The organism is Vibrio sinaloensis, from assembly GCF_000808535.1.
In the GTDB taxonomy this organism is placed as follows: domain Bacteria; phylum Pseudomonadota; class Gammaproteobacteria; order Enterobacterales; family Vibrionaceae; genus Vibrio; species Vibrio sinaloensis_D.
Genome location: NZ_JWLV01000017.1, coordinates 1 through 26,650, shown reverse-complemented (window position 1 = coordinate 26,650; position 26,650 = coordinate 1). Strand labels below are relative to the sequence as shown.

The following is a 26,650-nucleotide window of genomic DNA, read 5'->3' as shown; positions in this document are numbered from 1 at the left end:
GTCCCAGTGGAAACATTACACAACGAAATTAAACAACTTATTATTGATGCATTGAATCTTGAAGATCTCACCGTAGAAGATATAGAGACTGAAGCGCCGCTGTTTGGTGATGGCTTAGGTCTGGATTCGATTGATGCGCTAGAACTGGGTTTAGCTATCAAAAAGCAATACAATATTGTGATCGACGCGGATGACTCGAATACGCGTGAACACTTTGCTTCCGTAAGCAATTTAGCAAAATACATCTCTTCGCAAGTTAGCGAGTAATTCTTAGGTACTTTCTCATGACAGATTTAAACAAAGAACAAGTATTTAACCAAGTTAAAGAAGCACTTGAAGAATTATTTGAGATTGATTCTGCTGATATTGTTCCAGAAGCGCACCTTTACCAAGATCTGGATTTAGATAGCATCGATGCTGTTGATCTTGTCGTACACCTGCAAAATGTAACTGGCAAAAAAATTAAGCCTGCAGAATTTAGCACCGTACGCACCGTTGATGACGTTGTAAACGCAGTCGCAGAGCTTCTTAAGGAAGCATAATGCGCCAATTGCTGACAGCTCTGTCTGCAGTTGTCTTACTCGCTTATCCATTCGCCGTTTACTTCGGCATCGATAAATTCGGGCTCTCTCTGGTGGGGATAATACTTATCTCCGCCTTACTTTTGCGGGTACTGACCGCTCAACGAAGCAAAGTCAAAGAACTCAAGCAAATCGCACAGATCAGCGCCGTAACTGGGATCATTTTGGTCGGCTTGGGCATTGTGTTCAGGCAGCACGGCTGGCTAACGTTTTACCCTGTTGTGGTCAACGTGTGTATGCTTGTTTTGTTTGCTGGCAGTTTAAGACAGCCTCAAACGCTGATTGAGCGCTTGGCTCGACTCCAAGAGCCAGATTTACCAGAAAGTGGGGTGCGCTATACACGCAGCGTGACAAAGATATGGTGCGTCTTTTTCGCATTCAATGCACTCATCGCACTTTACACCTGTTTTCAGCCACTGGAGATTTGGACGCTGTACAACGGATTGATCAGCTACCTACTTGCAGGCAGCCTGTTTGTCGTCGAGTGGATCGTTCGCCAGTTTGTTCGTAGGAATCCATAGTTAATGAGCTTAAACGCCACATCATTTACCTCCATTAGCGATCTTTTTACCACCGATAGAAGCGGCCGTAGTAAAGTGGCTTTCACGGCTAACAGCGCGATCTCTTGGCAGACGTTCACCAGTGATGTTGCGTACAACAGCGCAAGAATGAAAGCCAACCGTGCTCAACGCATCGCTCTGTGCTTCGAAGACAGCTATCTATTCGCCGTTGGCTTTTTTGCCGCGTGTCTGGCGAACAAATCTCTCGTGTTACCAGGAAACTACCAGCCAGAAGCAGTACGCGAACTCAGCGAGCATTTTGATCTCTTATTACACGATGATGTGATTGCCCTTGAGTCTGGGATTGAGACAAGCCAAATCGAGCCTGCACCCACTGATGTCGAGCTAGAAAAAACAACCCTAGCTAGCGAAGAAATCGCCTTGGTGCTGTTTACCTCTGGCTCAAGCGGTCAACCAAAAGCGATCTCGAAGACCCTGCATCAACTGGAAACCGAAGTAGCGATACTCGACTCTTTGTGGGGTGAAAAGCTGGCGGCGTCAAACATCGAAAGCACGGTTTCTCATCAGCATATCTATGGATTACTGTTTCGCGTACTATGGCCACTGTGCGCAGGACGCCCTTTTGCGACGCGCAACTTAGAGTTTCCGGAACAAGTTGTTCATCACGCGAGTCCAAATACCACATTAATCAGCAGCCCCGCCCTGTTAAAGCGCCTGACTCAAGAGCACCAGAGCGCCGAGATACGTGTGGTGTTTTCATCAGGTGGCCCCTTGCCAACGACCGCTGCTGAGCATTGCTTAGCTTTGTTCAACCAACGTCCGATTGAGGTGTTTGGCAGCACAGAAACAGGGGGCATCGCTCACCGTCAGCAGCTGTCCGCTTCGACGCCATGGCAGCTTTTTCCCGGCGTTACAGCTGAACTAAACAGTGAACGCTGCCTACGACTTAAGTCACCACACATCGACGGGGACAACTGGTATCAAACCGCCGATGAATGTCGCTTTCATGATAGTATGACGTTCGAATTACTGGGTCGCACCGATCGAGTCGTTAAAGTCGAAGAAAAACGAATTTCATTAGTCGAAGTTGAAAAACGTTTAGATCAGCTGAACTGGATCAGTGAAAGCGCTGTCATTACTATGACGGAAGGAAATCGCCTCTCTTTGTATGCCGTCATCGTCTTGACCGCATCTGGCGAAATGGAAATCGAGCGACTGGGCAAGGGTAAGTTTTGGCTGGCATTGCGTAAAGCACTGCGTGATTGGCTCGAACCCATTGCAATTCCAAGAAAGTTTCGCTTGGTAAAAGAGATACCATTAAACAGCCAAGGCAAACGACAGGTTGCCGAGATTGAAAAACAATTCCAATAAGCAAGTTTGACCGTTATATGGAAAAAAGAAAACCAACCATCATCCGCACGGATATCAAAGAGCACCAAGCGACTCTCGAGCTTAAGGTGGATGCTGATCTGTTAGATTTTCAGGGGCATTTCACTCATTTTCCCCTGCTCCCAGGCGTGACTCAGATTGATTGGGCGCTGCATTACGCCATTGAAACACTCAATGCGCCAAGGGTATTTAAAGGCATGGAAGTGATCAAATTCCAAGAGCCCATTCGTCCCAACATGTTAGTGACACTCGAGTTAACATGGGATAGCGCGAAACAAAAACTTGCCTTTAAGTACGCTTCGACACGAGATGAACAAACCATTGTTCACTCTTCTGGCAAGATGAAATTGGGTGAAAAAAGTGAGTAGTTACCAACCCTGCTTCCTGATTCCTTGCTACAACCACGGCAGTACCATCGCAGCCGTGGTGTCGTCTCTGACCCCTTTTGACATCCCTTTTATCATTGTAGATGACGGCAGCAATCACCAAACCAAACAAGCGCTAAACGACCTCTCTGATTGCCAAGGTGTCACACTACTTAGCTTGGCAGAAAACCAAGGCAAAGGTGGCGCCGTCATGGCGGGTATCCGCCGAGCCCACGAGCTTGGCTACAGCCATGTCATCCAAATCGATGCAGACGGCCAACACGATGTGGACGCTCTGCCTAAACTGATTGAAGCCTCACAGGCAAACCCGACTCACCTTATTTCAGGTCAACCGGTTTACGATGACAGTGTGCCTAAATCTCGTTTATATGGTCGATACGCGACTCATATTTGGGTTTGGATTGAAACTCTCTCTTTTGCCATCAAGGACAGCATGTGTGGTTTCAGGGCTTACCCTGTCGACGCCACCATCAAGGTGCTCAACCAGTACCGCATTGGTACACGTATGGACTTTGACATCGAAATTCTGGTGCGGATGTACTGGGAAGGTGTCGAAATCGATTTTGTGGAAACTCGCGTTATCTACCCTGAGGGCGGCATTTCTCACTTCGATGCCTTATGGGACAACGTTAAAATCAGTTGGATGCATACACGCTTATTCTTTGGCATGTTGCCGCGCATTCCGAAGCTCATCGCAAGAAAGAAACGCAGTAATTCAAACGCTCACTGGTCTAAACGTCAGGAGCAAGGCACCATCATTGGCATTAAGCTGATGTTGGCAGTCTATAGCCTGTTGGGTCGGGGCGCATTTAACCTCATTTTGAAGCTGGTCATGCGTTACTACCACTACACAGGCAAAGACGCAAAACAAGCATCCGAGATCTATCTGCAGCAACTTAAAAGCTACGCCAAACAACAAAAGATTGAACTGCCATCAAACCTAGATAGCTACCAACACTTGCTCTCTTTTGGCCATACCATGTTAGATAAACTGGCGGCATGGAAAGGCGACTTTAACGTCGATAACCTAACCATTCACGGTCAAGACCAATTTCAAGACATGGTCGACAATAAGCAAGGTGTACTCATCTTGGGCTCTCACCTTGGCAACATCGAGCTATGCCGTGCACTCGGCCGACGCCATAAGCATGTCAAAATCAATGCGCTGGTGTTTACAGAGCATGCCGAACGCTTCAATACGGTCATGAAAGCGGTCAACCCAAATTCAGAACTCAACTTAATTCAAGTCAGTTCGATGGGGCCAGATACGGCCATTTTGCTGCAGCAAAAAATCGAACAAGGTGAGTGGGTGGTCATCGTCGGTGACAGAACCTCCACCAGCAAAGAAAGCCGTTCGGTATGGGCCGACTTTCTTGGTAAGCGTGCCCCCTTCCCGCAAGGTCCTTTTATGCTGGCTTCTGTGCTTAAAGCGCCAGTGTACTTACTCTTCGGGCTAAGGGATGACACCAGCAAGACACCGCATTTTAACGTCTATTTCGAGCATTTCAGCGACAAGATCGTTCTGCCGCGCAAGGAGCGCCAACACGCTTTAGAACAGGTTGTTCAGAACTACGCAAACCGACTCGAACACTACACCCTGCAAGCACCTTTGCAGTGGTATAATTTTTTCAATTTCTGGACTCTAAGTAATCAGCAAGATGACAACGCAAACCAATAACGCCATTACTTTCGGCGCGCAATCATTAACGATCGAAGACGTTGTAGCCATCGCGCAAGGCTCGAACGCAAAACTTAATAACTCCGCTGAATTTACCGCGAAAATTGATCGTGGTGTCGCTTTTCTTGAGCGCTTGCTTAAAGAAGAAGGCGTTATCTACGGCGTGACGACGGGCTATGGCGACTCCTGCACCGTTGCGATTCCACCAGAGCTGGTTGATGAGTTGCCGTTACATTTAACCCGCTTCCATGGCTGTGGCTTGGGTGACATTCTGACCCATGAACAAGCAAGAGCCGTACTTGCGACTCGCCTTTGCTCTTTATCTCAGGGTGTCTCGGGAGTCACTCACGATTTGCTCAATCAAATCGTTACCTTGATCAATCAAGACATTGCGCCGCGTATCCCTCAAGAAGGTTCTGTGGGTGCTAGTGGCGACTTAACACCACTTTCCTACTTAGCAGCCGCACTCATCGGCGAACGCGACGTGCTGTACAAAGGTGAAGTACGCCCAACGGCGGAAGTGTATGCCGAGCTTGGCATCAACCCTATTCAACTAAAGCCGAAAGAAGGCTTGGCACTGATGAATGGCACATCTGTGATGACAGCTCTTGCTTGTTTGGCATACAAACGCGCGGAATACCTTGCTCAATTGTGTACCAAGATCACCGCGATGGTTTCTGTGGGCATGCATGGCAACGACTTCCACTTTGATGAAGCGCTTTTTGCTGTGAAACCTCACCCTGGTCAACAGCAAGTTGCGGCTTGGTTGCGCGATGACCTCAACGCAGAGCGCCCACCACGCAACAGCGATCGCCTGCAAGATCGCTACTCGCTGCGCTGTGCACCACACGTTATTGGTGTCGTACAAGACTCACTGCCTTGGTTACGTTCAATGATTGAAAACGAGCTAAACAGTGCGAACGACAACCCAATCATCGATGGCGATAACGAACGTGTACTGCACGGGGGGCATTTCTACGGCGGCCATATCGCGATGGCGATGGACACACTGAAAACCGGTATCGCTAACTTGGCGGATCTTCTTGACCGTCAAATGGCGCAGCTGATGGACTACAAATTTAACAATGGCTTACCTTTCAACTTGACTGGCGCTGAAGGCGAACGTAAACCTATCAATCACGGCTTTAAAGCGGTTCAGATTGGTATTTCCGCTTGGACAGCAGAAGCGCTGAAACACACCATGCCTGCTAGCGTGTTTTCTCGTTCAACTGAGTGTCATAACCAAGACAAAGTCAGCATGGGCACCATCGCAGCCCGTGATTGTTTGCGTGTTTTGGAGCTGACGGAGCAAGTCGCAGCGGCATCCCTACTGGCAAGCGTTCAGGCAATCGAAATCCGTCGTCGTCATAACGAACTGGATGAACATCATATGAGTGACAACCTCAAGATGATTCGTGATGCCGTATTGAGTGAGTTTGAATTTGTCGCGGAGGATCGCCCTCTCGAGCACGATTTACGTCACTTTATCGGTCGTATTCAACAGCGTCATTGGCCACTTTACGCGGAGGCTTAATGAATCCAGAGATTCAATTTGCGTTGGAATCGGAGGTGACACTGATCACCTCCTTCCAAGATGCCGATCCTATGGGCGTCATTTATCACGGTAACTTCTTCCGCTTTTTTGAAGAAGCTCGCCGAGTGTTAATGGACAAGATTGATTACGGCTACCTCAAGATGAACGAATCAGGCTACATGTGGCCTATCATCGACACGCGCGTGAAGTATGTGAAAGCGATCCCTTTCAATCATCAAATACGTGTCCATGCAAAATTGACCGAGTGGGAAAACCGCCTGCGTGTCGATTACATCATCTATGATGCCCAAACCAACCAAAGGATGTGCAAGGCTCACACCACCCAAGTTGCGGTCTCTATCAAAGAGCAAGAGATGTGCTTTGCTTCTCCTAAAGTGTTTATCGATAAGGTCAACCAGTGGCATCAACATGGGAAGCTCGCATGACATTGATTAAGAAGTGCTTATCCGCTGCGCTACTCATCTGCTCGCCGTTCGTTACCGCGCAGGTGACAGACCTAGACTCACTGCAACAGCAGCTAGCGAAAAATGAAACGGTACGTGGCGATTTTGTTCAGTCACGCCACCTAGAGATGTTTGACCAACCGCTAAGCTCGCAAGGTCAGTTTACATTGAGCAAATCTCGTGGATTGCTGTGGCAACAAGCGAGCCCCTTTCCCGTCAGCTTAGTGTTGACCGAAGATAAGTTACGCCAAACCTTTGCTGGCCAAGCGCCCCAGACCATTACCGCAAAAGATAACCCGATGGCGTTCTACTTTAGCCACGTGTTCTTAGCCGTCTTTCATGGCGATACCGCCGCGCTTGAGGAGCAGTTCACCATCGATTTCAAAGTGGAGACTGGCAACTGGACGATTGCGCTCACCCCAAGTAAGGCGCCACTGAACGCCGTATTTAAGCAAATTACACTGACAGGGCTCGACGACATCGAGCATTTAGAGTTGCAAGAGCTGCGCGGCGACAAAACGGACATCTTCTTTTCGAACCAAACCTCAGAGCCACAAGGTCTGACCGATGCTGAACAAGCGCAATTTAATTTCTAATCTAACACTGAACCAGCGTGCTATCGCGTTGGTTTGGTTGGTATTGGTTGCCCTTTTCGTCGCTATGCTTGGCAAGCAATGGCTCTACTCAGAGCACGCGCCCATAGAAACCAATATTCTTAAGCTGTTGCCCAAAAACCAACAAAACCCTGTGGCTGAACAAGCGTTCGAAACCGTTTCCAACAGCATGAGCGATAAAATTGTCTTCCTACTGACGGCGCCGGAAGAGGACTCTGTATTCTCCGCAGCCACCGAACTCACAACGGCTTTACAAGGCACGCAGCTATTTGATCAAGTGACAGGCAAGATCAGCACAGAACAACAAAAACAGTGGGCATCGTACTACTTTGAACACCGTTACCAGCAGTTAACCCCTGAACAAAGGCAACGACTGACCAACACGCCTCAAGAGCAAGTACAGCTTGTGGTTCAGTCCATCTACAACCCTTTCTCTGGCGTGACAGGACAAGAGCTGAAAAATGACCCTTTTCTTCTGTTTCGTGATTATTTAGCCCAAGTGTCTGCGCAAAATAGTGCCTTCACATTAAAAAATGGCTTCCTAACGACCAATTTTCAGGGTCAAGAGTATGTGCTGGTCACCGCTTCGCTGACGGATTCCCCATACAGTTTGGCGGCGCAGCAGGGCGTTGCTGACATCAAACAGATTGAACAGCAAATCGAAGAGACTTTCCAAGCAACCATCCACCACACGGGGGTATTGTTTTACGCCGAGTTTGGCACAGAAAGTGCCAAATCAGAGATCAGCACCATCGGCCTATTCTCACTGCTAGGCGTCATTGGCTTGTTTGTCGTTGTCTTTCGCAGCGTCACCCCCTTGGCTTTGGCACTATTGTCAATTTCTATTGGTCTGCTTGCCGCGCTGGCCGTCACAACCTGGCTGTTTGGACGCGTTCACTTGTTTAGTCTTGTGTTTGGTGCAAGTTTGATTGGGGTGTCGATTGACTACGCGTTTCACTACCTCACTGAGCGCTTAGCGGAGGGCAAGCAGTGGGACAGTCGCAAAGGTCTCACCCACATTTTTGCCGCCATCACCATGGGTCTGGCAACCAGCTTGATTGGCTATTTGGGGATGCTGATTGCACCGTTCCCTGGCTTACAGCAACTTGCGCTGTTCTCATCCATTGGATTGATCGCCGCCTACATTACCGTCGTCGCTTGGTACCCAATTCTGGCGAAAAAAACCAGCCCTTCACGTCCATTGCCCGGAGAGTCCCTTTGGCGGTGGTGGCTCAACCTGTGGTCTAAACCGACCTATCGCATTGCGCTACCGATTGTTTGTCTCGTGGCCACGGCCTATCCGTTAAGCCAACTTCGCTACGACGATGATATTCGCCAACTTCAAGCCATGCCTGACTCATTAAAGCAACAAGAGCAGCAAATAAGCGAAGTGAGTGGATTAAAGTCTTCTCAGCAGATGCTTGTGGTAACGGCGCATGATGATGAATCTTTGATGCAAAAACTCGAAGCGATTACGCCTCAACTCGACAAGTGGCAACAACAAGGCGTCATAAAGCAGTATCAAAGTTTGAACCAATTTCTCAGCTCCGAGCTGTTGCAGCAGCAAGATTTCACCTTGATCGCGCAGTTGTATAAGACTCAAGCGAAGACCTTAGCCGCAAGTTTGGGGCTAGTCGAGACGCCTGATTTTGCAGCGGAATTTTCGCCTATCTCGCTCCAGGCGTATTTGGCAAATCCTGTCTCGGAGCCAATCCGCTTCCTCTACATTGGCCAATTCGATGACAGCGTCGCCAGTGTGATTGTCTTAACCGAGCTCAGTAATCCCGAGCTTGTGATGAGTTGGGCGCAAGAGAATAACAACATCAGTTATCTCAATAAGGCGCAAGAGATCTCCTTGTTGTTTGCCAAGTATCGAACCCATGTGATGGAGTTACTTGCCCTCGCAATCATCATTATTAGCGCACTGCTTATCAAACGCTACGGCCTTCAACATGCCATCAGAATTGTATTGCCTTCGTTGATCGCCTGTATTGCAGGGCTCGCGGCAGCATCGGCTCTGGGCTCGACACTGAACTTATTCAACCTACTGGCGCTAATTTTAATCATCGGTATCGGCATTGATTACACCTTGTTTTTTGCCGAGAAATCACGCAGCCACAGCACCTTGCTCGCCATTACCTTATCAGCCATTACCACCCTGCTCTCGTTTGGATTATTGGCATTGAGTGACACCCATGCGATTCATAGCTTTGGGATTACCGTGCTGAGTGGTATTTTTGTCGCTTGGCTACTCTCACCACTAGCCATCAACCTAAAGGATGAGACACAATGAGCGTTCGATCGTTTCAACAGTTGGCCAGCAGTTTCGCCATCGCCTTGGTGCTTACCGCCTGCGCATCTGCGCCAAAAGAAGTGACGCCAAAAGTCCAAATCAGTGATGAGATTGCGGTGACCTTGCCGACCCCAGAACAACTGGGCTACACCTTAAGCGCGAGTCAGTTAATCAGCGCCACTTGGACCACATCCACTTCTGCGCGCAGCGAACAATTGCCCGTTCAACTTCAAGTTGATCAAGACAAGCTAGTGTTAGCCGGATTTTCATCTTGGGGCACCAGAATTTTGTCGTTAAATTATCAATCCGAGATGATCACCACCGATGTGCTTGCAGGATTACAAGGCGTACTGCCTCAGCCTGAACAGGTGCTTTTTAACCTGATGATCACGCTCTGGCCGGGTTCTGCTTGGGAAGGCCCTCTAAATGAGGTAAGGTGGCAGCTTATTGATAAGGGCAATTCAAGAAGCATCTTCAATAGCCAAGGTGAAAAAGTCATTGATATTCAATATGGCAGTGACGAACGGCTTGATGGAGACATCCGATTCCATCAGTTATCTGACGACTACACCATCATCATTAAAACGCTGCAATACCGCAAAACGCCATTTACACCATAGATAGTTAGCATGACAACACGCGCTTCCTCACCTGTTTATATTCAAGACTGTGGCTTCCACTCCGCGATGGGAAGTGAGCACCAGCACATTCACCAGTGTCTATTGGGCGAAAGAGCGTCCAATATGGTGCGAGATGACGACATCCTGAATACTCAACGCTCAACCTACGTAGGACGAGTGGCAGAGTCGCTTCCGCCCCTTCCAGAGTCGCTGTGCACATACAACACTCGAAATAACCGTCTCGCCCTCTCTGCGCTTATGCAGATTGAGCCAAGTGTCAAACGCGCAATTGAGAAATACGGCAAGCAAAGAGTTGCCGTGGTGGTGGGCACAAGTACATCAGGCATCTCAGACGGTGAAAGGGCAATCGCGCATAAAGGGCAACATGGCAAGTTCCCAGACCATTTCCACTATAGCCAACAAGAGCTGGGCAACAGCAGTGATTTTGTTGCGCGCTACTTTGGTTTAGAAGGCCCATGCTACTCGATCTCTACGGCGTGTTCGTCGAGTGGCCGCGTCTTCATCAGCGCAAAACAACTGCTTGAGAGCGGCATTGTCGATGCTGTTATCGTCGGTGGTGTCGATACCGTCTGCAAACTCACCTTAAACGGTTTTAATGGTCTAGAAGCGCTGTCAGACCAACTTTGTCGTCCATTTGATGCGCAGCGTAACGGCATTAATATCGGAGAGTCGGCGGCCTTTATATTGCTAAGTCGCCAACCTACAGACATCGCCTTACTTGGCGTCGGTGACAGCTCTGATGCTCACCATATTTCTGCGCCGCACCCAGAAGGCAATGGCGCAGAACAAGCCATGAGCAAAGCCCTAAAAGACTCAGGACTTACGCCCAATGACATTGGTTACATCAACGCTCACGGCACAGCGACTCCGCTCAATGACAGCATGGAAAGCAAAGCCATCTATCGCCTATTTGGCCAATCGGTACCGGTGAGTTCCACCAAGCCGCTGACAGGCCATACTCTAGGCGCCGCAAGTGCAACGGAAGCCGCCATCGCATGGCACCTTTTAAAATACGATCTACCACTGCCAAAACAGCACTGCCAAGACAAAGCCACCGATATCGACGTTTCATTGGTCGAAAGTTTGGCTAAACTCGAAGGCAAAGCCATCTTAAGTAACTCTTTTGCTTTTGGCGGTAACAATATTAGTCTCATATTCGGTTACACCCATGACTAGCTATCCTTGTATCTCGCAACTACTCCCACATGATGAGCCCATGATCTTGATTGATCAGGCTATCGATATTCAGCAAGACTCCATTCATTGCCAAGTTGACATTGGACCGAAAAATCCCTTCTTTGATACTCAGTCAAAGACGGTTCCAGCTTATGTTGGTATCGAGTTTATGGCGCAGTCTATCGCCGCATGGTCTGGATATCACGCCATGAAGAAAGGCGAGCAACCGCCGATCGGTTTTTTACTCGGCAGCCGTCGCTACACCTCTCACTGTGACACGTTTCAAGCAGGTTCACGTTTGGACATGTACGCTGAGCAATTGATGGAAGACAACGGCATGGCGGTATTCTCCGCTCGTATAGAAATCGACAGCCAAGTTGTCGCCAGTTGTCAGCTTAACGTTTATGTTCCATCCCAAGAAAAATTAGAAGAAATGAAAACTAGGAGTCAATTATGACCCGAAATGTCTTAGTCACCGGTGCCAGTAAAGGTATCGGCAAGGCAATTGCCATCCAACTTGCAAAGGATGGGTTTACTATTGCAGTTCATTATATGGGCGACCAGAAAGGTGCGCAGCAGACCTTAGATACCATTATTGAAAATGGCGGTAGCGGTCGTCTTATTCAGTTTGATATCAGCAACCGTGAAGAGTGCCGCGAAAAGCTAGAAGCAGACATCGCAGAAAATGGCGCATACTACGGTGTGGTTAACAACGCAGGCATTACCCGTGATACCGCCTTCCCAGCGATGACAGAAGAAGAGTGGGATGGCGTGATCCACACCAACTTGGATAGCTTCTACAACGTTTTACACCCATGCGTAATGCCAATGGTGCAAAAACGCAAAGGCGGACGAATCGTGACGCTTGCGTCCGTGTCTGGTCTTATGGGCAATCGTGGTCAAACCAACTACAGCGCCGCGAAAGCCGGTGTCATCGGTGCGACCAAATCCCTCGCCCTAGAGTTGGCTAAACGCAAAATCACCGTCAACTGCGTCGCACCCGGTCTCATTGACACGGGAATGGTCGATGAGCATGTCAAAGAACACGCAATGCCGCAAATCCCGCTTCGTCGAATGGGCGAGCCGGAAGAAGTCGCAGGCCTTGTGAGCTACTTGATGTCTGACATTGCTAGTTATGTGACGCGCCAAGTCATCTCTGTAAATGGAGGCTTAGTATGAGTCGTCGCGTAGTAGTGACAGGCATGTCGGGCGTCACGGCCTTCGGTAATGATTGGGACAGCATCGAGCCAAAGCTGCGCGCATGCGAAAATGCCACTCAATACATGCCCTCTTATGAGCAGTACGAAGGTTTAAACACCAAATTGGCTGCCCCCATTGACCACTTTGAGCTTCCTAAACACTACAAAAGAAAACAAGTCCGTGGAATGGGGCGCGTTTCTAAACTCGCAACCGTCGCGACAGAAAACGCGCTGAACCAAGCAGGGTTAATCGGTCACGACGTGCTAACCAATGGCCAAACGGGTATTGCTTACGGCTCATCAACGGGCAGTACCGATGCGATCGGCGCTTTTGGTGTCATGCTCAATGAGAAAACCACCAAAGCAATCACCGCAACGACCTACGTACAAATGATGCCGCACACGACCGCGGTGAATGTTGGCTTGTTCTTTGGTCTAAAAGGCCGAGTGATTCCGACCAGCAGCGCGTGTACCTCTGGTAGCCAAGCCATTGGATACGCGTATGAAGCGATCAAACACGGTTATCAAACGGTGATGGTTGCCGGCGGTGGCGAAGAACTCTGCCCAACAGAATCTGCCGTTTTCGATACGCTGTTTGCTACCAGCCTGAAAAACGAATCTCCAAAGTCGACCCCACGTCCGTACGACGCAGGTCGAGATGGTCTCGTGATTGGTGAAGGCGCAGGAACCTTAGTGCTCGAGGAATATGAGCATGCCGTGGCGCGCGGGGCAAAGATTTACGCTGAAATCGTCGGATTTGCCAGCAATTGCGATGCCGCCCACGTGACACAGCCTCAAATGGAAACCATGCAAATCTGTATGGAAATGGCGCTACAAGATGCGGGCATCGAACCTGAAAAAATTGATTATGTCTCTGCCCACGGCACGGCAACCGATCGTGGCGACATTGCAGAAAGCAATGCCACCGCTAATGCACTAGGTAAAGTACCAATCAGCTCTTTGAAGAGTTATTTTGGCCATACGTTGGGAGCTTGCGGCGCAATCGAAGCATGGCTGAGCCTAGAGATGATGCACACAGGTTGGTTTAGCCCAACATTAAATCTCGAAACATTGGATGAACAATGCGGTCATTTGGACTATATTACAGGTGCAGGCCGCGAATTAGAGGTCGAATACCTCATGAGCAATAATTTTGCTTTTGGTGGTATTAATACGTCTATCATCTTTAAAAAGTTAGCGTGATAGCTCACTTTTTCTTATTGATGACGTACTTATAGAGGAAGGGGCTTATTACCGAATTCGATCACGAATATGGTCAATCTGGAAAATAAGCCTTTACTCCTCTGAGGCGCTGACATACTATTGCGTCGCTCTGTTATTCAGGGTTATTAGTGAAACTCAAGTAAAAGTAAATCATTCAGAATGTTCGCATTCTGCTGCAGTACAGTTAGATTTTCCCTTAGCTTCATAGTTACATTTAATAGTTCAATTTTTCAGCGCACCAAACATTTAATTAAACTTATACAAGGGACACATCATGTCTAACAAAACTACTGGCACAGTAAAATGGTTTAACGAAGAGAAAGGCTTCGGTTTCATCACTCAAGAAAACGGCGGTGCTGACGTATTCGTACACTTCCGCGCTATCACTGGCGAAGGCTTCAAAACTCTAGCTGAAGGCCAAAAGGTTGCTTTCGAAGTTGAGCAAGGCCAAAAAGGTCCTCAAGCTGCTAACGTTGAAGTACTATAATTTTAGATTGACTCAAGCGTCAATTTTCTAAGATTTCAAAAACCAGCCAAGTGGCTGGTTTTTTTATGCTTTGCATTCTACCAACCTCTAGCTCATATCCCTCGCTCCACTTTATCCATGTTTAGGCAAAAAAAACGCCCTGCCAATGCAGAGCGCTGTATAAACCTATCTTTCTGCTATTACCACATCAGGTCATCTGGCACGACGAAATCTGCGTACGGGTCATCTTCCGCAGGAATATCCTCCGCTGGGGCGTTTTGCTCGATGATCACACTCTCATCGCGCAGAGCAATCTTCTTCGCTACGCTGCTAGGGATAACGACATAGGTATCGTCTGTACGCGCAATCGATAGAATGCCCTTCGCTAGCTGATCACGCGTCAATGGCTCAACGTAAAGCGCTTTCACAAGTGTTCCATCGGTAAAGTTGTATTTGATCTCACCCTCTTTCTGTTCAATGGTGTTCATTTCGATAAGCTGTTTAATTTGCGCTTTGATCTCTTTGGATAGACGCAGCTCTTTCTGCTCTTCACTCAGCGCCTTATCACGCTCTTGCTGTAAGCGTTTGTTTTCTTCAACAGCTGCTTTAACTTCGCGCGCTTGGACACGAGATTTCTTCGAGCCTTTCTTCGCTTTTTTGAGTTTTTTCTCGTTCACTAAGCCTGCTTTTAGCATCTGCTCTTGAAGTGTCAGTTTTGCCATGGTTCTTCCAAAGGTAATCAATTTGCGTCCATTTTAGCGGTTCAACTAACGCAAATAAAGATTGATAGCCGCATTCCCACCTCTGATTTATGCCGATTCAATCATAATTTTTATCTATATAAGCTTGGCTATCTTTTCGACAAAATTAATTTGTTAGACTCTGACGGCTTTTTGTCCGTTAATGCGCTCAACCCGGCCAAAAGCGTCCCATGACTCCTGCCGTGTTAGGTATGACTTCAGGTTCTTCTGATTCATGTTTCACTCTCCTTATTCTTTGAGAGACTAGACGTGGAAAATATTTCCAAACTCGATCGTGTTCGCGCGGACTACAACGTACATTACTGGAGCCAAGGCTTCTATGGCATTGATAATCAGGGCGAAGTGTATGTATCGCCTCGTTGCGACCAATCGCACCAGATTCCGCTCAGTAATATCGTTTCAAAGCTGGAAGAGCAGCAACTTAACTTGCCTGTACTGGTTCGATTCCCTCAGATCTTGCACCAACGCGTGCATGGCATTTGTGATGCGTTTAACCAAGCGATCGACGAGTATCAATACACGAATAACTACTTGCTGGTTTACCCAATTAAAGTGAACCAACAGAAAGAAGTCGTCGATGAGATTTTGGAAAGCCAAGCACAATTAGAAACCAAACAGCTAGGACTGGAAGCAGGCAGCAAACCTGAGCTTCTCGCGGTATTGGCTCTCGCACAAAAAGCGAGCTCCGTCATCGTGTGTAACGGTTACAAAGACCGTGAATATGTTCGCTTGGCGCTGATTGGTGAAAAGCTTGGTCATAAGGTCTTTATCGTGCTTGAGAAGCTATCCGAGCTTGATCTTGTGCTTAAAGAAGCGAAAAGCCTAGGCGTGAAACCGCGTATGGGGATTCGTATTCGCCTTGCGTCACAAGGTGCAGGGAAATGGCAATCCAGCGGTGGTGAAAAATCCAAATTTGGTTTGGCCGCGTCTCAAGTTCTGACTGTTATTGACCGTTTAAGAGAAGAAGACCAGCTCGATGCATTGCAGTTAGTGCATTTCCACCTAGGCTCTCAAATGGCCAACATTCGCGATATTCGCAATGGTGTGAATGAGTCTGCACGATTCTACTGCGAACTACGTGGCATGGGCGCCGACATCCAGTTCTTTGATATCGGCGGCGGTCTTGCGGTTGATTATGACGGCACTCGTAGCCAGTCATCAAACTCAATGAACTACGGCTTGATTGAGTACGCTCGCAATATCGTCAGTACCGTGGGCGATGTGTGTCAGCAGTATGAGCAACCAGAACCAGTCATTATTTCTGAGTCTGGCCGTTCTTTGACTGCTCATCATGCTGTACTGATCACAAACGTTATCGGTACAGAGGCGTACCATCCTGAAAGTGTGAGTGCACCTGACGCCCATGACCCAATTTTGCTACAAAACATGTGGTCGAACTGGGAAACGTTACAAAATGACAGTAATGCACGCGCACTGATTGAAATTTACAACGACACGCAAAGCGACTTAGCTGAGGTGCATTCTCAGTTCGCAATGGGATTGTTGAACTTGTACCAACGAGCGTGGGCAGAACAACTGTCGCTGCGTATTTACTACGAGCTGAGTGGACAACTCAGCGCAAAAAACCGTTTCCATCGTCCAATTTTGGATGAGCTGAGCGAGCGTTTAGCCGACAAGTTTTTCGTTAACTTCTCGTTGTTCCAATCGCTTCCAGACGCATGGGGCATTGATCAGGTCTTCCCTGTGTTGCCACTGTCAGGGTTGGAAAATGTGGAAGATCGCCGCGCTGTGATGCTCGACATCACCTGTGACTCCGACGGTGCAATTGAGCAATACGTTGAAGGCCAAGGTATCGAGACCACATTGCCAGTACCCGCTTGGACGAAAGACAAGCCGTACTTAATGGGCTTTTTCTTGGTCGGTGCTTATCAAGAGATTCTTGGTGACATGCACAACCTATTTGGTGATACCCATAGTGCTGTGGTGACCGTCAATGAGAGCGGAGAAGCGATCATCGAACGCATCGATGAAGGCGACACGGTAGAAGACATGATGCGTTACGTGCACATTGATGTAGATAATATTCGCAGCAACTACCGCGAACTGGTGGCAGAACGTGTTGACGCAAGCGAACAGCAAACCATACTTGAAGAATTAGAGGGTGGCCTGTCTGGTTACACCTACTTAGAGGATTTCTAAATGAATGATTTGTTTACCAAGACTGATTATTCACTCTACTCAAACTCCATGAGTTTTATGCGCAGACCATATCTGCGCAACCCTGTCTCATCAGACGCTGATCTCGTGGTACTTGGCGTGCCACTCGACATGGCAACATCAGGTCGCCCTGGCGCGCGTATGGGGCCAGATGCGATCCGCCGCGCTTCGGTTAACTTGGCGTGGGAAGGAAAGAAATTTCCATGGGACTTCAACGTATTCGACCGAGCAAAAGTCATTGATGCAGGCGATTTGGTGTTTGATTGTGGTGATGCCGAAGATTTCACTTACCGCTTAGAAGCGGCCACCAGTGAAATCCTGAAAAGCGGTAAAACCATGCTGGCGTTAGGCGGTGACCATTTCATCACCCTGCCTATTTTGCGCGCCTACGCGAAACATCATGGAGAAATGGCGTTGATTCACTTTGACGCTCATACCGATACTTATGCCAATGGCAGCAGTTACGATCATGGCACTATGTTTTACCATGCACCAAATGAAGGGCTGATTTCACCAAAACATTCAGTGCAAATTGGTATTCGTACAGAGTACAAACGCGACGAACACGGATTCAACGTGATCAATGCGATGGAAGCGAACGAGCTAAGCGCTGAAGATATCGTGGCACGCATCCGAGACATCATTGGTGACAAACCTGTTTACGTCACCTTCGATATTGATTGTCTGGACCCAGCGTTTGCGCCGGGCACTGGCACTCCTGTTTGCGGCGGCCTTAACTCGGACAAGGTACTTAAAATACTGCGTGCTCTTGCCGGAATTAACATTGTGGGTATGGACGTTGTCGAAGTCTCACCACCGTACGATCACAGCGACGTTACAGCGCTTGCAGGCGCCACCATCGCGTTGGAATTGATGTACGCTTGGGCGTTTAATCGAGAAAGCGAGTAATCCCTTGCAACCTAAAAGCTGACGTTAATACGTCAGCTTTTTTGTTTTTGGCGCGCTCGAACCATCATCAAGACTTGTCGGCGGAATCAACATGACGCTCTAACCGCTTTGCAATCTCTCCTTGTTGGTTGGAGATGGAGTCTAGCGCATCCGCAGTGGTTTTGATTGCCCCCGCCATCGAAGCGATGTTCTGAGTCACCGCAACCAATGACGACTGCATCGGCCGCAGAATAAACCAGCCTATCGCAGCAATCACTAATACAACCACCAATCCGATCGCCGCGACAACAAGCAATACCTTAAAGCGCAGGTCATCCATAAATACCTTACTTTCATCAGAGATCGTCTGTTTAGATCGCTCAAATGCTTGAGGCAATGACTCTACCGACGCTTTCGATAAGTGCACCAAGTGATTTAGATTTTCAATCGTATCGCCCAGCATTCGCTGCTGATCCGCGTTAAGGTTGTCACTTTGAGCTATTTGGCCGAGCGCCACTCCAATTTGGTCCAGCGATTCACGCGTTTGATCAATCGACCGTTCAACACCATCAAGCTCTAGCGTCATGTTGACCTTAATGAACGACTCAGCCGGCTCCTCTTTTACCACTTCAGCAAACAGCAAACTGCTCCAAACCGCGACCAGTATCCCTACACTCCATTTCATTGGCTTTCCTTAACCCGTTATCTTTGTCGTTGCGACAACTGCATTGAGCCATCGTACGAATCTAATCGTAAAAAAGCGAGGCCATTTGCCTCGCTTTGGTTTTTATTGCGTGTTGTTAAGTCCACAAACTCAACGCGATGAAGGTTAGTGCGCCAATACACGCGAGGTTCAAAATGATCCCGACTCGCATCATCTCACTTTGCTTAATGTGACCAGAGCCAAACACAATCGCGTTAGGAGGTGTGGCAACGGGCAGCATAAAGGCACACGACGCCGCAACAGCGATCAATACCGATAGGACCACAGGCGACATGCCGAAAGCTTCAGCGACACTTGCGAATACCGGAATCAGCAATGCTGCGCTGGCAGTATTACTAGCAAACTCGGTCAAGAAGACGACAAATACAGCGATGACCGCGATAATAAAGAAGATGCCTAAGTGAGCAATCATTTCACTTAAGCCATTCGCCAAAAATACACTGGTTCCTGTCGCTTTTAATACGTTGCTCAAACAGATACCGCCACCGAACAACAGTAACACACCCCAGTCAGCGGTTTTTTCAATGTCTTTCCAGTGCACAACGCGTGCAAAATTCACCGCTACGATCGCGCCTAACGCCACAACGGTATCAAACTTGGCGTAGCCGCCCAACATAGCATTAATTGGCTTACTAAAAATCCATAAACATACGGTCGCAGCGAAGATCGCTAAGGTCACCACTTTGCCCTTATCCCAGTTGACCGCTTCTCGGTTTAGTTCAAACTGGCCATTTAAATCTGGCTTGAGTACGAAGAACAGCACCGCAATCGAAACAGGCAAGAGCACTAATGTTGTCGGCACACCAAAGCTCATCCATTCGGTAAATGTTAAGCCGACTTCAGCAGCAGCAATGGCATTTGGTGGGCTACCAACGATAGTTGCTATACCACCAATACTGGCGCTGTAAGCAATACCAAGCAGCACGAACACATAGGTCTTGTGGCCGCTTTCTGAATTCACTTTGCTTAATACGCCTAATACCAGTGGCAGCATCATCGCCGTGGTTGCAGTGTTGCTGATCCACATCGAAAGCGCAGCGGTGACACCAAACAGCATAAATACCGCGACGCTCATCTTACCCTTGGCAAGAATGAGTACTTTGTCAGCAATCACCTTGTCGAGCCCTTGGCGATGCATAGCCGCAGCGAGAGCAAAACCGCCAAGGAACAAAAAGATGATCGAGTTGGCAAAGTTGTTCAGTGCAGTTTGGGTATCAAACACACCAAACAATACCGCCATGATGGGAACTAGGATAGCGGTGACGGTGACATGCAAGGCTTCGGTCAACCACAAAATGGCCACAAACGTCAGCATGCAGATCCCAAGTACCACTTGGGGATCAAACGGGAGGGAAAAATACATGACCGCAAACAACGCGATATTCGCCAAAATAATCATGCTGTTGCGGTTAAAAAACCATTCTCGGGTATTGCTAGGTAAAGGGACACTATCATTTCTATTCATTATTATATTTCCTTATGAGGGCCTTGTGGCATAGCAAATGATCCCACACAACCCTGCTCGGAAATATTTTTTATTGCGAATTTGTTAACCACATCAAAATCATGGTTAACAATGTTAAGTTAATGAATACACTTGATAAGTTCCCATCAATTCTGTTGATTAAATACCGTTCAATTTATCAAAACTCTGCATCACTTCTGCACACTTCATCACTCTGCCGTGGCCCTGACCTTGGGTTGCAACTAATGTGACATTTGGCATCTCTTCAGCGGCGCGTTGAGAGACCGAGAACTTGGTAAACTTATCGCCTTCATCATGAACAATAATAGTCGATGCAGAGCGAAGTTTGAGTTTGTTGTAAGGATCGACTGATTGAATCGGATAGCGATATTCCTCTTCCACCTCAGAAACCACCGCATTGAACAAGCGCATTGAATAGCCAGAGCGAGCGACGCTGCCAAATAGGTTATCCAGATAGTCGAGGACAGGTGCGATCAGCAAAAATGGCTTATCTGCCAACTTCTGGTGATGGCATTCAATCGACGAAGCGGTACCCATACTATGGCCGACTAACCCAGCAACTTCGTCAACGCTATCCAGTATCGCTTCCAAGCCGTGAACAAAAGCGGGGATATGACCATAAACACCACCACTTTGCCCATGGCCCGGGTGATCATAAGCCAATGCGGTATAGCCTCGACTGGCGATGTGCTCCATTAATGGGTAGAACTGGCTCGCACTGCCTGACCAACCATGAGTCAACACCCACACAGGCCCAGAGCCAAGCTGATACGTCTTGAGCACACCTTCTTTTGAGCTGACTTCGCCTTTAACTAAGCCCGTTGGCTCTGCGTTTTTTGGCTGCGTGCGAGCAGGAGTAAGCAGCAATTTGCGCGCGGTATTTTTTGCATGACTTGGCGCCAACGTATGATGCAGACGGGTGGTCAAGTTGACTAGGCTCTTTTTGACGCTGAACTTCTGCGAGGTGTTAAAGTAAATCTTCTCACTCATTTTGTTTTCCTTTCGTTGCCAGTCCTTACCTCTCGCAAAAGCGAACGACCGTGCTATTTTTAGTTAAATAATAAGCCAAGTAGAAATACTCAGCTTACTTTGTTCTATTTCCAGCTTTCAATCAGACGGTTAACGCCTTGCCAGAAATGCTGATAACTCGCCTCTTCTCCGTGCAATGAGTAGAAAAGGTGAGCGCTTAAATACAACCCATACAGTTCAAAGGTGGCTTGTTTAGGATCCAATTGCGAATCAAATTCACCATTCTCCACCCCTTTCGCCACCTGAATACGCAAGTACTCAACCCACGTCGCGATGGTTTTTTTCAGGACTTGTTGAGTCGGAGGTGTCTCGCACCCCGTTTCTTTCCATGCATCGAGAAACATGCAACTGCCTTGAAAAGAGTGATTCCAGCCTAGCCAGTTATCAAGCAGCATCTTTAATTTCTGCTCGATCGATATGGCGTTATGCTCTCTCGCCGGTGCAATCACTCTCTGAGTAAAGATATGATTTGCATGCTCTAAAACCGAAATCTGCAAGTTGTCTTTAGAGTTAAAATGAGCAAACAGACCGCTTTTCGACATCCCGCACTGCTTGGCCAATTCACCAATCGTTAGACTCTCTAAACCATTCTCACTTGCCAGTTCAAACGCCTTGGTCAAAATATTTTCTCGGGTAACTTTGCCTTTACTCATAGAACACTCTTACACAACCACTTGCTCTTTTTAGCACACTCGTACTTTTTTTCCAACAGCGAAAACCAAATAGCCTGAATACACCCAACTCAGTTTAGCGTGAAGCGTTTCACTTGCAGATCGAGATTCTGCGCCACTTCCGTTAGCTCGTTGGCGGCCACCGACACTTCCCCCACTGATTGGCTGTTCTGAGTGGATATTTCATTGGTTTCTTGCACACTGCCACTGACATTGTTCGCCACCAAGCTCTGCTCCTCAACCGCCGCCGCAATTTGTAAGTTCAGCTCGTTAAGCTCAAAAATGGAGTCTTTGATCGCTTGGAGCTTGTCGGTCGCTGAAATCGCACGCTGAGACGTTTCAAGTACTCGATTGTGGCTGCCCGTAATCGAATTTGTCGCGGATTCTGCACCCGCTTGCAAGTTGGTAATCAAAGTTTCAATTTGATGGGTCGCTTCTTGTGTGCGCTGCGCCAGCGTTCGAACTTCATCTGCAACAACGGCGAAACCTCTTCCCTGATCTCCTGCTCTCGCGGCTTCAATAGCAGCATTTAATGCAAGCAGGTTGGTTTGCTCAGCAACGCCTCGAATCGTTTCGAGAATCGAGCCAATATTGATTGACTCCTGATAGAGCCCTTGAATCTGCTCAACACTTGCTGTCATTTCGTTCTCTATGACTCGAATATCTTGCAAGGTTTGCCCGACGACACTCAAACTCTCTTCGGCATTAAATGTGGCTTGCTGGGTAAAGTTTGCGGCGCCCTGTGCGCTGGTTGATATTTCTAGCGTACTTGCGGACAGTTGCTCCACTGCGGTCGCGATTGAATCCATCTCCTGCTTCAATGCCTGAGAAGACTCACTCGTGGTACTGGTGATTTGGGATAACTCCTCTGACATAACACCCGCGCGACTGCTAGACGTCGCCACTTCGCTGATGATGTCTCGCAACGAGAGGATCGTCACTTGCATATCATTGAGCAATTCGCCGAGCTCATCTTTGCTATTGCTTTCTATCTTAATCGCCAAGTTGCCATTGGATAAGTGCTGAGACACCACCTTCACCCGTGCAATGCCTTGCAAAATGGAGTGACGGACCCACACAGCAAACGCCACCCCAATCATAATGGCAGCGGCAGATGCGAGGAAAATCGCTGTCACTGTCTGCTCTTTTCGCTCTTGCAATTGAGGGATGAGCTTATCTTGCTGAGCGATCGCGGTGTATTTGATTTCTTCAAGCTCTTGCGAAATATCTTCTCCGAGTTGAATCAATGCTCGACTCAAGACTTGCTCTTGCTCCTTAAGCATCACGACATGCTCAAAATCTTGGTTGTATTTTTCTCGCTCGTCCTGATAAGTAGACAATAACGATTGCTGCTTGTCGGTCACTAAGTATTTTTTGAGCGCGGCCTCCGCTTCAGGGAGCTGCTGATTAAGAAAACGACGAGGAGTCTCTAACGGTGTTTTTTGCGGATCTTGAAGGAAGTTTGATACGGAAATTTTGGCGAACAAGAAGGTCTCCATCAATATCGCCGAGTAATACTCAATATCAGCATCACCGCTGTTGTGCGCGTCTTCCAGCAACGACTCGATGACAATGAGAGCCACTTTTTCTTGCTCACGCATCGTGCCATTCAAAGAAACATCAAACTCATGGACTTCCCTCTGCAACAGATCGAAGTTACGGGCGTAATCCGCCACTTCGACTTTAATTTTTGCTAAATGGCGCAAGCTCTCTTCATCATGCAGATACGCTTCCAAGTCAAAAAGCAGAGTATTGGTCCGATCCAAGCGTTTGTTAAATGCCTGCATGTACTTATCATCGTGGGTTGCAAGAAACTCATTCACCCCTAGGCGCGTTTGCAACATATTCGCTTGGACTTGGCCAATGAGTGTCGTTTCTTTCGATAATTTGCTAAAGGTTTTAAAACTTGAACTGGCATTTTGCATGCCTTGATAGCTGACATACGCCGAGATACCAAAGCAGATAAAACATGCCAAAAACGCGATGATGATTTTTGTACTGATCTTAATTCCGTTTACCATCTTGCTCTCCAAGTTGCCTTTTCCTATGTCAACCCCACCAATTAATGAATACCTTCAACAAAAGCATTCACGCCACTTATCACAATGATTAACAACAATATTTTATTGATAATGAGGTCGGTTACAAAAAAGGGATACGCCTCTCAAATCCGCTAAGAAGTGCTGTTTGCATCCACATAAAACCTCATCCAAATCATGATTTTTCGGCAAAAGAGTTGTTATCTTTCGCCACTCTGTTTCCATAAAAAGTCACTTATGAATAACGATAAAATCATCAGTATCGAGTTTGGCCGCGTCGTCGCTATACTCGCGATCGTTGCAATGCACTGCCAAATGTTTCTCACTTATTGGCAGTTTGACGGCACACCTTGGCTGGGCTTCATCTTCAACCAAACCACTCGATTTGCGGTACCCCTTTTCTTTCTAATTTCTGGCTACTTGATTCAACCTAAGTTAATCGTAGACCCTATCTCGACGTTGAAACAGTACCTCGCCCCATTACTGAGGATTTTTGTTGTTTGGAGCATCATTTGTTTGCTGATGCCGTTCAACCTTCAGCTAGTCGCAGAGCAAGGCTATCTAGCAGAGCGTGAAGGGTATTGGCAATTTTTAGCGGCAACGCCATTCAATTCTGTTTTGGAAGGGGGATTGGTTCACCTGTGGTTTATTCCTGCTCTTATGTTTGCCGCGCTTATCGCAGGTGTACTCGCCAAGTTAAACAAAACGACGTGGTTATTGCCGATCGGCGCAATCCTTTACGTATATGGCGTGCTCGGCGGTAGCTATCAAAACCTGACCGAACTATGGACCCCGTTCTTTACTCGTAACGGCCCATTCTTTAGTTCATTGTTGTTCGCCATTGGTTTTGCCATCCGTCAACACAGCATATCCGTTAGCGCAAGACACGCCGCCTTTTTGGCATTTGTCGGCATGATGATTCATTTTGGTGAGGCAGCGTGGCTCTATCAGTTTGATCAACCGTTCAACGCCAACGATTTTCTTTTTGGTACAGCTTTGTGGGGAACAGGCTGTTTTCTTTGGTTATTGGCAAAGCCTGAGCTTGGGAAAGATGGACGTATCACGTCGCTGTCAAAGTTCGTACTGCCCATCTATGTAGCGCACTTACCTGTCATAATCTTGATGATGAACGTTGCACGATACTATGAGATTACCGACCTTGCCAAAGATGGCTTAGTGCTGTTCGGGACGCTCATCACAACGCTCATTTTGGTGGTTGGCTTATCAAAAACACCGCTTTATCGCTGGTTACTTAGATAATTCGCTCATATGGCAAGTAGACTAAGTTAAGTATGATTAAGCCGACAATGACAAGAAAGGTGAGCTTCATACCAGTGATGCGTCCTTTCAATTTGTCGGCAAGAATACTTTTCGCGTGAAGGATGCGCCCGATAATGAAGAGCGTGCCAAATAGATGAATGAGCCAAACAGACGCCCCATTGTATTCGACCATAGCCATCAGTATTAAGGTAATGGGAACATAATCAACCGCATTGCCATGAGCACTGCGTGCGACTTGCAACGCATCCACACCGCCATCGGCATATTTTATTTGTGCTTTGCGACGCTGTTTGATGACTTCAATCGAAAGCCAAATCATCAAACCAGCCAATATTGAAGCGTAAAGTGCTGTAACCATGGTCAACGTCCTCTGTTGTGTGAGTGTCCAATAAATCACAAAAACGCCTCGCTGAACAGCGAGGCGTTACTGGGTAGCTTGTTAAACTAATCACACTCAGTGCCACAAAGTATCAAATACTTGCCTGTTTCCACCGTTGTCTAAAAGGGGTTACTTTCCTTTTGCATCGGCGCAGCACTCGGCGCGCAAAAAGCCAATCACACCCTCAAGGCATTGATACTCTGCAACGCAATAAAGGGTACGACCTTCGCGACGCTGGCTGATTAAACCCGCTGACGCCAAACTCGAGATATGATGGGAAAGGGTAGAGCCTGGAATGGCCATTTTTTCTTGCACTGCACCAACCGCAACACCTTGATGGCCTGCTTTGACGACGGTTTTATAGATAGATAGCCGCGTTGGGTGGCCCAGCTCTTTTAATGCTTTCGCGACAGCGTCGAGTTCCATAGTCACTCCAAATAATCGTATATTTCCAGATTAATAGAAGTGTCTATTGAGTGCAACACCCCAAGAAAGTCAGGGATGTAGAGAAACTACGCAAATCAGATTAATACCAACCCATCAGTATCGAGCTAACTATAATTCCAATCATAAAACTTGGGGTATGAAAGGACTCCGAGGATGTTCGATAGAACTCTTTTTGCGCTTCTTCTTGATAGCTCTTGATCGCCAACTCTTTTACATAATTGTTCTGCATAATTCTCACTCCTTGTTGATTTAACAACAGGATAAAACCTCAAGTTAACTTTAGGTAAAGCGTTATTTTGCTTTTTTGTTGGCGGCGACATCGTCACAGTAGGCTAAGAGAAAGGGCGTGATTTTTGACGTCGTTGTCGACATAAAGACAGGGTGTGCTTTTGTTGAGCCTGAGTCATCTGATTCCAACCCAAGATTTCCTTTAGGGTACGAAAACAGCCAAGGCAAACATCATCGTCATCGAGACAACAATTTCGCACACAAGGGTTGGTGATTTTGGTTTCACGCAACGACATAGGCTTGCCAATAAGGTCTTAAGTCACTGACTAAAGTGTAGTCATATTTGCGATAACTAGGGTCTGTTGATCTTTCG

Annotated in this window: 29 protein-coding genes; 19 read left to right on the top strand and 10 right to left on the bottom strand. The window is 47.6% G+C overall.

Translation table 11 applies throughout. The features are described from left to right. The first annotated feature begins 6 nt into the window (after nt 1-6). From RJ47_RS11535 to RJ47_RS11460, 16 genes are all read left to right on the top strand, one after another. Complete coding sequence (locus tag RJ47_RS11535) at nt 7-267, top strand: phosphopantetheine-binding protein (protein ID WP_005473995.1); 261 nt, start codon at nt 7-9, stop codon at nt 265-267. A gap of 17 nt (nt 268-284) precedes the next feature. After that, nucleotides 285-542, top strand: a complete 258-nt coding sequence (locus RJ47_RS11530) for an acyl carrier protein (RefSeq protein WP_005473975.1) — start codon at nt 285-287, stop codon at nt 540-542. Further along, nucleotides 542-1,102, top strand: coding sequence for a septation protein IspZ (locus tag RJ47_RS11525; protein ID WP_039483910.1), 561 nt, complete (start codon nt 542-544; stop codon nt 1,100-1,102). The genes RJ47_RS11530 and RJ47_RS11525 overlap by 1 nt, the downstream gene beginning before the upstream one ends. A 3-nt stretch (nt 1,103-1,105) precedes the next feature. Continuing rightward, the gene (locus RJ47_RS11520; protein ID WP_039483908.1) at nt 1,106-2,473 is read left to right on the top strand and encodes an AMP-binding protein; all 1,368 of its coding nucleotides are present in this window, start codon (nt 1,106-1,108) and stop codon (nt 2,471-2,473) included. 17 nt (nt 2,474-2,490) lie between these two features. Beyond that, nucleotides 2,491-2,859 carry a 3-hydroxyacyl-ACP dehydratase gene (locus tag RJ47_RS11515; protein WP_005474013.1) on the top strand — a complete coding sequence of 123 codons (369 nt, stop codon included), beginning with the start codon at nt 2,491-2,493 and terminating at the stop codon, nt 2,857-2,859. After that, on the top strand, nt 2,852-4,555 hold the full coding sequence (locus RJ47_RS11510) for a glycosyltransferase family 2 protein (protein WP_082016335.1): 1,704 nt from the start codon (nt 2,852-2,854) through the stop codon (nt 4,553-4,555). Before RJ47_RS11515 ends, RJ47_RS11510 begins: the two co-directional genes overlap by 8 nt. Beyond that, nucleotides 4,536-6,089: an HAL/PAL/TAL family ammonia-lyase gene (locus RJ47_RS11505; protein WP_005473872.1), complete on the top strand. Its 1,554-nt coding sequence runs from the start codon at nt 4,536-4,538 to the stop codon at nt 6,087-6,089. The genes RJ47_RS11510 and RJ47_RS11505 overlap by 20 nt, the downstream gene beginning before the upstream one ends. Further along, nucleotides 6,089-6,535: an acyl-CoA thioesterase gene (locus RJ47_RS11500; RefSeq protein WP_039483903.1), complete on the top strand. Its 447-nt coding sequence runs from the start codon at nt 6,089-6,091 to the stop codon at nt 6,533-6,535. Before RJ47_RS11505 ends, RJ47_RS11500 begins: the two co-directional genes overlap by 1 nt. Then, nucleotides 6,532-7,149 (top strand): outer membrane lipoprotein carrier protein LolA, encoded by a 618-nt coding sequence (locus RJ47_RS11495; protein WP_039483900.1) that lies wholly within the window; start codon nt 6,532-6,534, stop codon nt 7,147-7,149. Before RJ47_RS11500 ends, RJ47_RS11495 begins: the two co-directional genes overlap by 4 nt. Continuing rightward, nucleotides 7,121-9,460 carry an MMPL family transporter gene (locus RJ47_RS11490; RefSeq protein WP_039483899.1) on the top strand — a complete coding sequence of 780 codons (2,340 nt, stop codon included), beginning with the start codon at nt 7,121-7,123 and terminating at the stop codon, nt 9,458-9,460. Before RJ47_RS11495 ends, RJ47_RS11490 begins: the two co-directional genes overlap by 29 nt. Next, nucleotides 9,457-10,080: a DUF3261 domain-containing protein gene (locus tag RJ47_RS11485; RefSeq protein WP_039483896.1), complete on the top strand. Its 624-nt coding sequence runs from the start codon at nt 9,457-9,459 to the stop codon at nt 10,078-10,080. The genes RJ47_RS11490 and RJ47_RS11485 overlap by 4 nt, the downstream gene beginning before the upstream one ends. Nucleotides 10,081-10,089: 9 nt before the next feature. Next, nucleotides 10,090-11,277 carry a beta-ketoacyl-[acyl-carrier-protein] synthase family protein gene (locus RJ47_RS11480; protein WP_039483894.1) on the top strand — a complete coding sequence of 396 codons (1,188 nt, stop codon included), beginning with the start codon at nt 10,090-10,092 and terminating at the stop codon, nt 11,275-11,277. Continuing rightward, nucleotides 11,270-11,734, top strand: a complete 465-nt coding sequence (locus RJ47_RS11475; RefSeq protein WP_039483892.1) for a hotdog family protein — start codon at nt 11,270-11,272, stop codon at nt 11,732-11,734. The genes RJ47_RS11480 and RJ47_RS11475 overlap by 8 nt, the downstream gene beginning before the upstream one ends. Next, nucleotides 11,731-12,456 carry a 3-ketoacyl-ACP reductase FabG2 gene (locus RJ47_RS11470; protein WP_039483890.1) on the top strand — a complete coding sequence of 242 codons (726 nt, stop codon included), beginning with the start codon at nt 11,731-11,733 and terminating at the stop codon, nt 12,454-12,456. The genes RJ47_RS11475 and RJ47_RS11470 overlap by 4 nt, the downstream gene beginning before the upstream one ends. Continuing rightward, the gene (locus tag RJ47_RS11465; RefSeq protein ID WP_039483888.1) at nt 12,453-13,679 is read left to right on the top strand and encodes a beta-ketoacyl-ACP synthase; all 1,227 of its coding nucleotides are present in this window, start codon (nt 12,453-12,455) and stop codon (nt 13,677-13,679) included. The genes RJ47_RS11470 and RJ47_RS11465 overlap by 4 nt, the downstream gene beginning before the upstream one ends. Before the next feature lie 295 nt (nt 13,680-13,974). Continuing rightward, nucleotides 13,975-14,187, top strand: coding sequence for a cold-shock protein (locus tag RJ47_RS11460; RefSeq protein ID WP_005473978.1), 213 nt, complete (start codon nt 13,975-13,977; stop codon nt 14,185-14,187). Between the two features lie 179 nt (nt 14,188-14,366). Here the strand turns inward: RJ47_RS11460 and RJ47_RS11455 are convergent, their stop codons facing one another. Next, nucleotides 14,367-14,888, bottom strand: a complete 522-nt coding sequence (locus RJ47_RS11455) for a DUF2058 domain-containing protein (protein ID WP_039475105.1) — start codon at nt 14,886-14,888, stop codon at nt 14,367-14,369. 288 nt (nt 14,889-15,176) lie between these two features. On the opposite strand from RJ47_RS11455, the gene speA reads away from it, so the two are divergent. Then, nucleotides 15,177-17,087 carry an arginine decarboxylase gene (gene speA, locus RJ47_RS11450; RefSeq protein WP_005474003.1) on the top strand — a complete coding sequence of 637 codons (1,911 nt, stop codon included), beginning with the start codon at nt 15,177-15,179 and terminating at the stop codon, nt 17,085-17,087. Then, nucleotides 17,088-18,014 carry an agmatinase gene (gene speB / locus RJ47_RS11445; protein WP_038135828.1) on the top strand — a complete coding sequence of 309 codons (927 nt, stop codon included), beginning with the start codon at nt 17,088-17,090 and terminating at the stop codon, nt 18,012-18,014. It abuts the gene before it with no gap. 67 nt (nt 18,015-18,081) lie between these two features. Here speB and RJ47_RS11440 read toward each other — a convergent pair whose 3' ends face one another. The 5 genes from RJ47_RS11440 to RJ47_RS11420 form a co-directional block, all read right to left on the bottom strand. Beyond that, entirely contained in the window at nt 18,082-18,678 is a 597-nt protein-coding gene (locus RJ47_RS11440) for a hypothetical protein (RefSeq protein ID WP_052237942.1), read from the bottom strand. Between the two features lie 115 nt (nt 18,679-18,793). After that, entirely contained in the window at nt 18,794-20,182 is a 1,389-nt protein-coding gene (locus tag RJ47_RS11435; RefSeq protein ID WP_038135823.1) for an SLC13 family permease, read from the bottom strand. Between the two features lie 159 nt (nt 20,183-20,341). Continuing rightward, complete coding sequence (locus RJ47_RS11430; RefSeq protein ID WP_039483886.1) at nt 20,342-21,193, bottom strand: alpha/beta fold hydrolase; 852 nt, start codon at nt 21,191-21,193, stop codon at nt 20,342-20,344. 104 nt (nt 21,194-21,297) lie between these two features. Further along, nucleotides 21,298-21,885, bottom strand: coding sequence for a TetR/AcrR family transcriptional regulator (locus RJ47_RS11425; protein ID WP_005473968.1), 588 nt, complete (start codon nt 21,883-21,885; stop codon nt 21,298-21,300). Nucleotides 21,886-21,974: 89 nt separating this feature from the next. Then, nucleotides 21,975-23,924 carry a HAMP domain-containing methyl-accepting chemotaxis protein gene (locus RJ47_RS11420; protein WP_039483884.1) on the bottom strand — a complete coding sequence of 650 codons (1,950 nt, stop codon included), beginning with the start codon at nt 23,922-23,924 and terminating at the stop codon, nt 21,975-21,977. A gap of 255 nt (nt 23,925-24,179) precedes the next feature. Here RJ47_RS11420 and RJ47_RS11415 point away from each other — a divergent pair, with 255 nt between their 5' ends. Next, complete coding sequence (locus RJ47_RS11415; RefSeq protein ID WP_039483882.1) at nt 24,180-25,202, top strand: acyltransferase; 1,023 nt, start codon at nt 24,180-24,182, stop codon at nt 25,200-25,202. Here the strand turns inward: RJ47_RS11415 and RJ47_RS11410 are convergent. The 4 genes from RJ47_RS11410 to RJ47_RS20855 all read right to left on the bottom strand — a co-directional run bounded on the left by RJ47_RS11410 (nt 25,195) and on the right by RJ47_RS20855 (nt 26,573). Further along, entirely contained in the window at nt 25,195-25,581 is a 387-nt protein-coding gene (locus RJ47_RS11410) for an MAPEG family protein (RefSeq protein WP_039483880.1), read from the bottom strand. The genes RJ47_RS11415 and RJ47_RS11410 overlap by 8 nt on opposite strands. 150 nt (nt 25,582-25,731) lie before the next feature. Beyond that, nucleotides 25,732-26,028 carry an ArsR/SmtB family transcription factor gene (locus RJ47_RS11405; protein ID WP_005473959.1) on the bottom strand — a complete coding sequence of 99 codons (297 nt, stop codon included), beginning with the start codon at nt 26,026-26,028 and terminating at the stop codon, nt 25,732-25,734. Nucleotides 26,029-26,128: 100 nt separating this feature from the next. Further along, nucleotides 26,129-26,278, bottom strand: a complete 150-nt coding sequence (locus tag RJ47_RS21425; RefSeq protein WP_197058137.1) for a hypothetical protein — start codon at nt 26,276-26,278, stop codon at nt 26,129-26,131. 103 nt (nt 26,279-26,381) lie between these two features. Continuing rightward, complete coding sequence (locus RJ47_RS20855; protein WP_072036325.1) at nt 26,382-26,573, bottom strand: DUF1289 domain-containing protein; 192 nt, start codon at nt 26,571-26,573, stop codon at nt 26,382-26,384. Nucleotides 26,574-26,650: the final 77 nt, after the last annotated feature.

Coding starts and splice junctions, on each gene's coding strand:
- RJ47_RS11530 (WP_005473975.1), top strand. CDS start 285: ATGACAGATTTAAACAAAGAACAAGTATTTAACCAAGTTAAAGAAGCA.
- RJ47_RS11525 (WP_039483910.1), top strand. CDS start 542: ATGCGCCAATTGCTGACAGCTCTGTCTGCAGTTGTCTTACTCGCTTAT.
- RJ47_RS11520 (WP_039483908.1), top strand. CDS start 1,106: ATGAGCTTAAACGCCACATCATTTACCTCCATTAGCGATCTTTTTACC.
- RJ47_RS11515 (WP_005474013.1), top strand. CDS start 2,491: ATGGAAAAAAGAAAACCAACCATCATCCGCACGGATATCAAAGAGCAC.
- RJ47_RS11505 (WP_005473872.1), top strand. CDS start 4,536: ATGACAACGCAAACCAATAACGCCATTACTTTCGGCGCGCAATCATTA.
- RJ47_RS11500 (WP_039483903.1), top strand. CDS start 6,089: ATGAATCCAGAGATTCAATTTGCGTTGGAATCGGAGGTGACACTGATC.
- RJ47_RS11495 (WP_039483900.1), top strand. CDS start 6,532: ATGACATTGATTAAGAAGTGCTTATCCGCTGCGCTACTCATCTGCTCG.
- RJ47_RS11490 (WP_039483899.1), top strand. CDS start 7,121: ATGCTGAACAAGCGCAATTTAATTTCTAATCTAACACTGAACCAGCGT.
- RJ47_RS11485 (WP_039483896.1), top strand. CDS start 9,457: ATGAGCGTTCGATCGTTTCAACAGTTGGCCAGCAGTTTCGCCATCGCC.
- RJ47_RS11480 (WP_039483894.1), top strand. CDS start 10,090: ATGACAACACGCGCTTCCTCACCTGTTTATATTCAAGACTGTGGCTTC.
- RJ47_RS11475 (WP_039483892.1), top strand. CDS start 11,270: ATGACTAGCTATCCTTGTATCTCGCAACTACTCCCACATGATGAGCCC.
- RJ47_RS11470 (WP_039483890.1), top strand. CDS start 11,731: ATGACCCGAAATGTCTTAGTCACCGGTGCCAGTAAAGGTATCGGCAAG.
- RJ47_RS11465 (WP_039483888.1), top strand. CDS start 12,453: ATGAGTCGTCGCGTAGTAGTGACAGGCATGTCGGGCGTCACGGCCTTC.
- RJ47_RS11460 (WP_005473978.1), top strand. CDS start 13,975: ATGTCTAACAAAACTACTGGCACAGTAAAATGGTTTAACGAAGAGAAA.
- RJ47_RS11455 (WP_039475105.1), bottom strand. CDS start 14,888: ATGGCAAAACTGACACTTCAAGAGCAGATGCTAAAAGCAGGCTTAGTG.
- speB (WP_038135828.1), top strand. CDS start 17,088: ATGAATGATTTGTTTACCAAGACTGATTATTCACTCTACTCAAACTCC.
- RJ47_RS11440 (WP_052237942.1), bottom strand. CDS start 18,678: ATGAAATGGAGTGTAGGGATACTGGTCGCGGTTTGGAGCAGTTTGCTG.
- RJ47_RS11435 (WP_038135823.1), bottom strand. CDS start 20,182: ATGAATAGAAATGATAGTGTCCCTTTACCTAGCAATACCCGAGAATGG.
- RJ47_RS11430 (WP_039483886.1), bottom strand. CDS start 21,193: ATGAGTGAGAAGATTTACTTTAACACCTCGCAGAAGTTCAGCGTCAAA.
- RJ47_RS11425 (WP_005473968.1), bottom strand. CDS start 21,885: ATGAGTAAAGGCAAAGTTACCCGAGAAAATATTTTGACCAAGGCGTTT.
- RJ47_RS11420 (WP_039483884.1), bottom strand. CDS start 23,924: ATGGTAAACGGAATTAAGATCAGTACAAAAATCATCATCGCGTTTTTG.
- RJ47_RS11415 (WP_039483882.1), top strand. CDS start 24,180: ATGAATAACGATAAAATCATCAGTATCGAGTTTGGCCGCGTCGTCGCT.
- RJ47_RS11410 (WP_039483880.1), bottom strand. CDS start 25,581: ATGGTTACAGCACTTTACGCTTCAATATTGGCTGGTTTGATGATTTGG.
- RJ47_RS11405 (WP_005473959.1), bottom strand. CDS start 26,028: ATGGAACTCGACGCTGTCGCGAAAGCATTAAAAGAGCTGGGCCACCCA.
- RJ47_RS21425 (WP_197058137.1), bottom strand. CDS start 26,278: ATGCAGAACAATTATGTAAAAGAGTTGGCGATCAAGAGCTATCAAGAA.
- RJ47_RS20855 (WP_072036325.1), bottom strand. CDS start 26,573: ATGTCGTTGCGTGAAACCAAAATCACCAACCCTTGTGTGCGAAATTGT.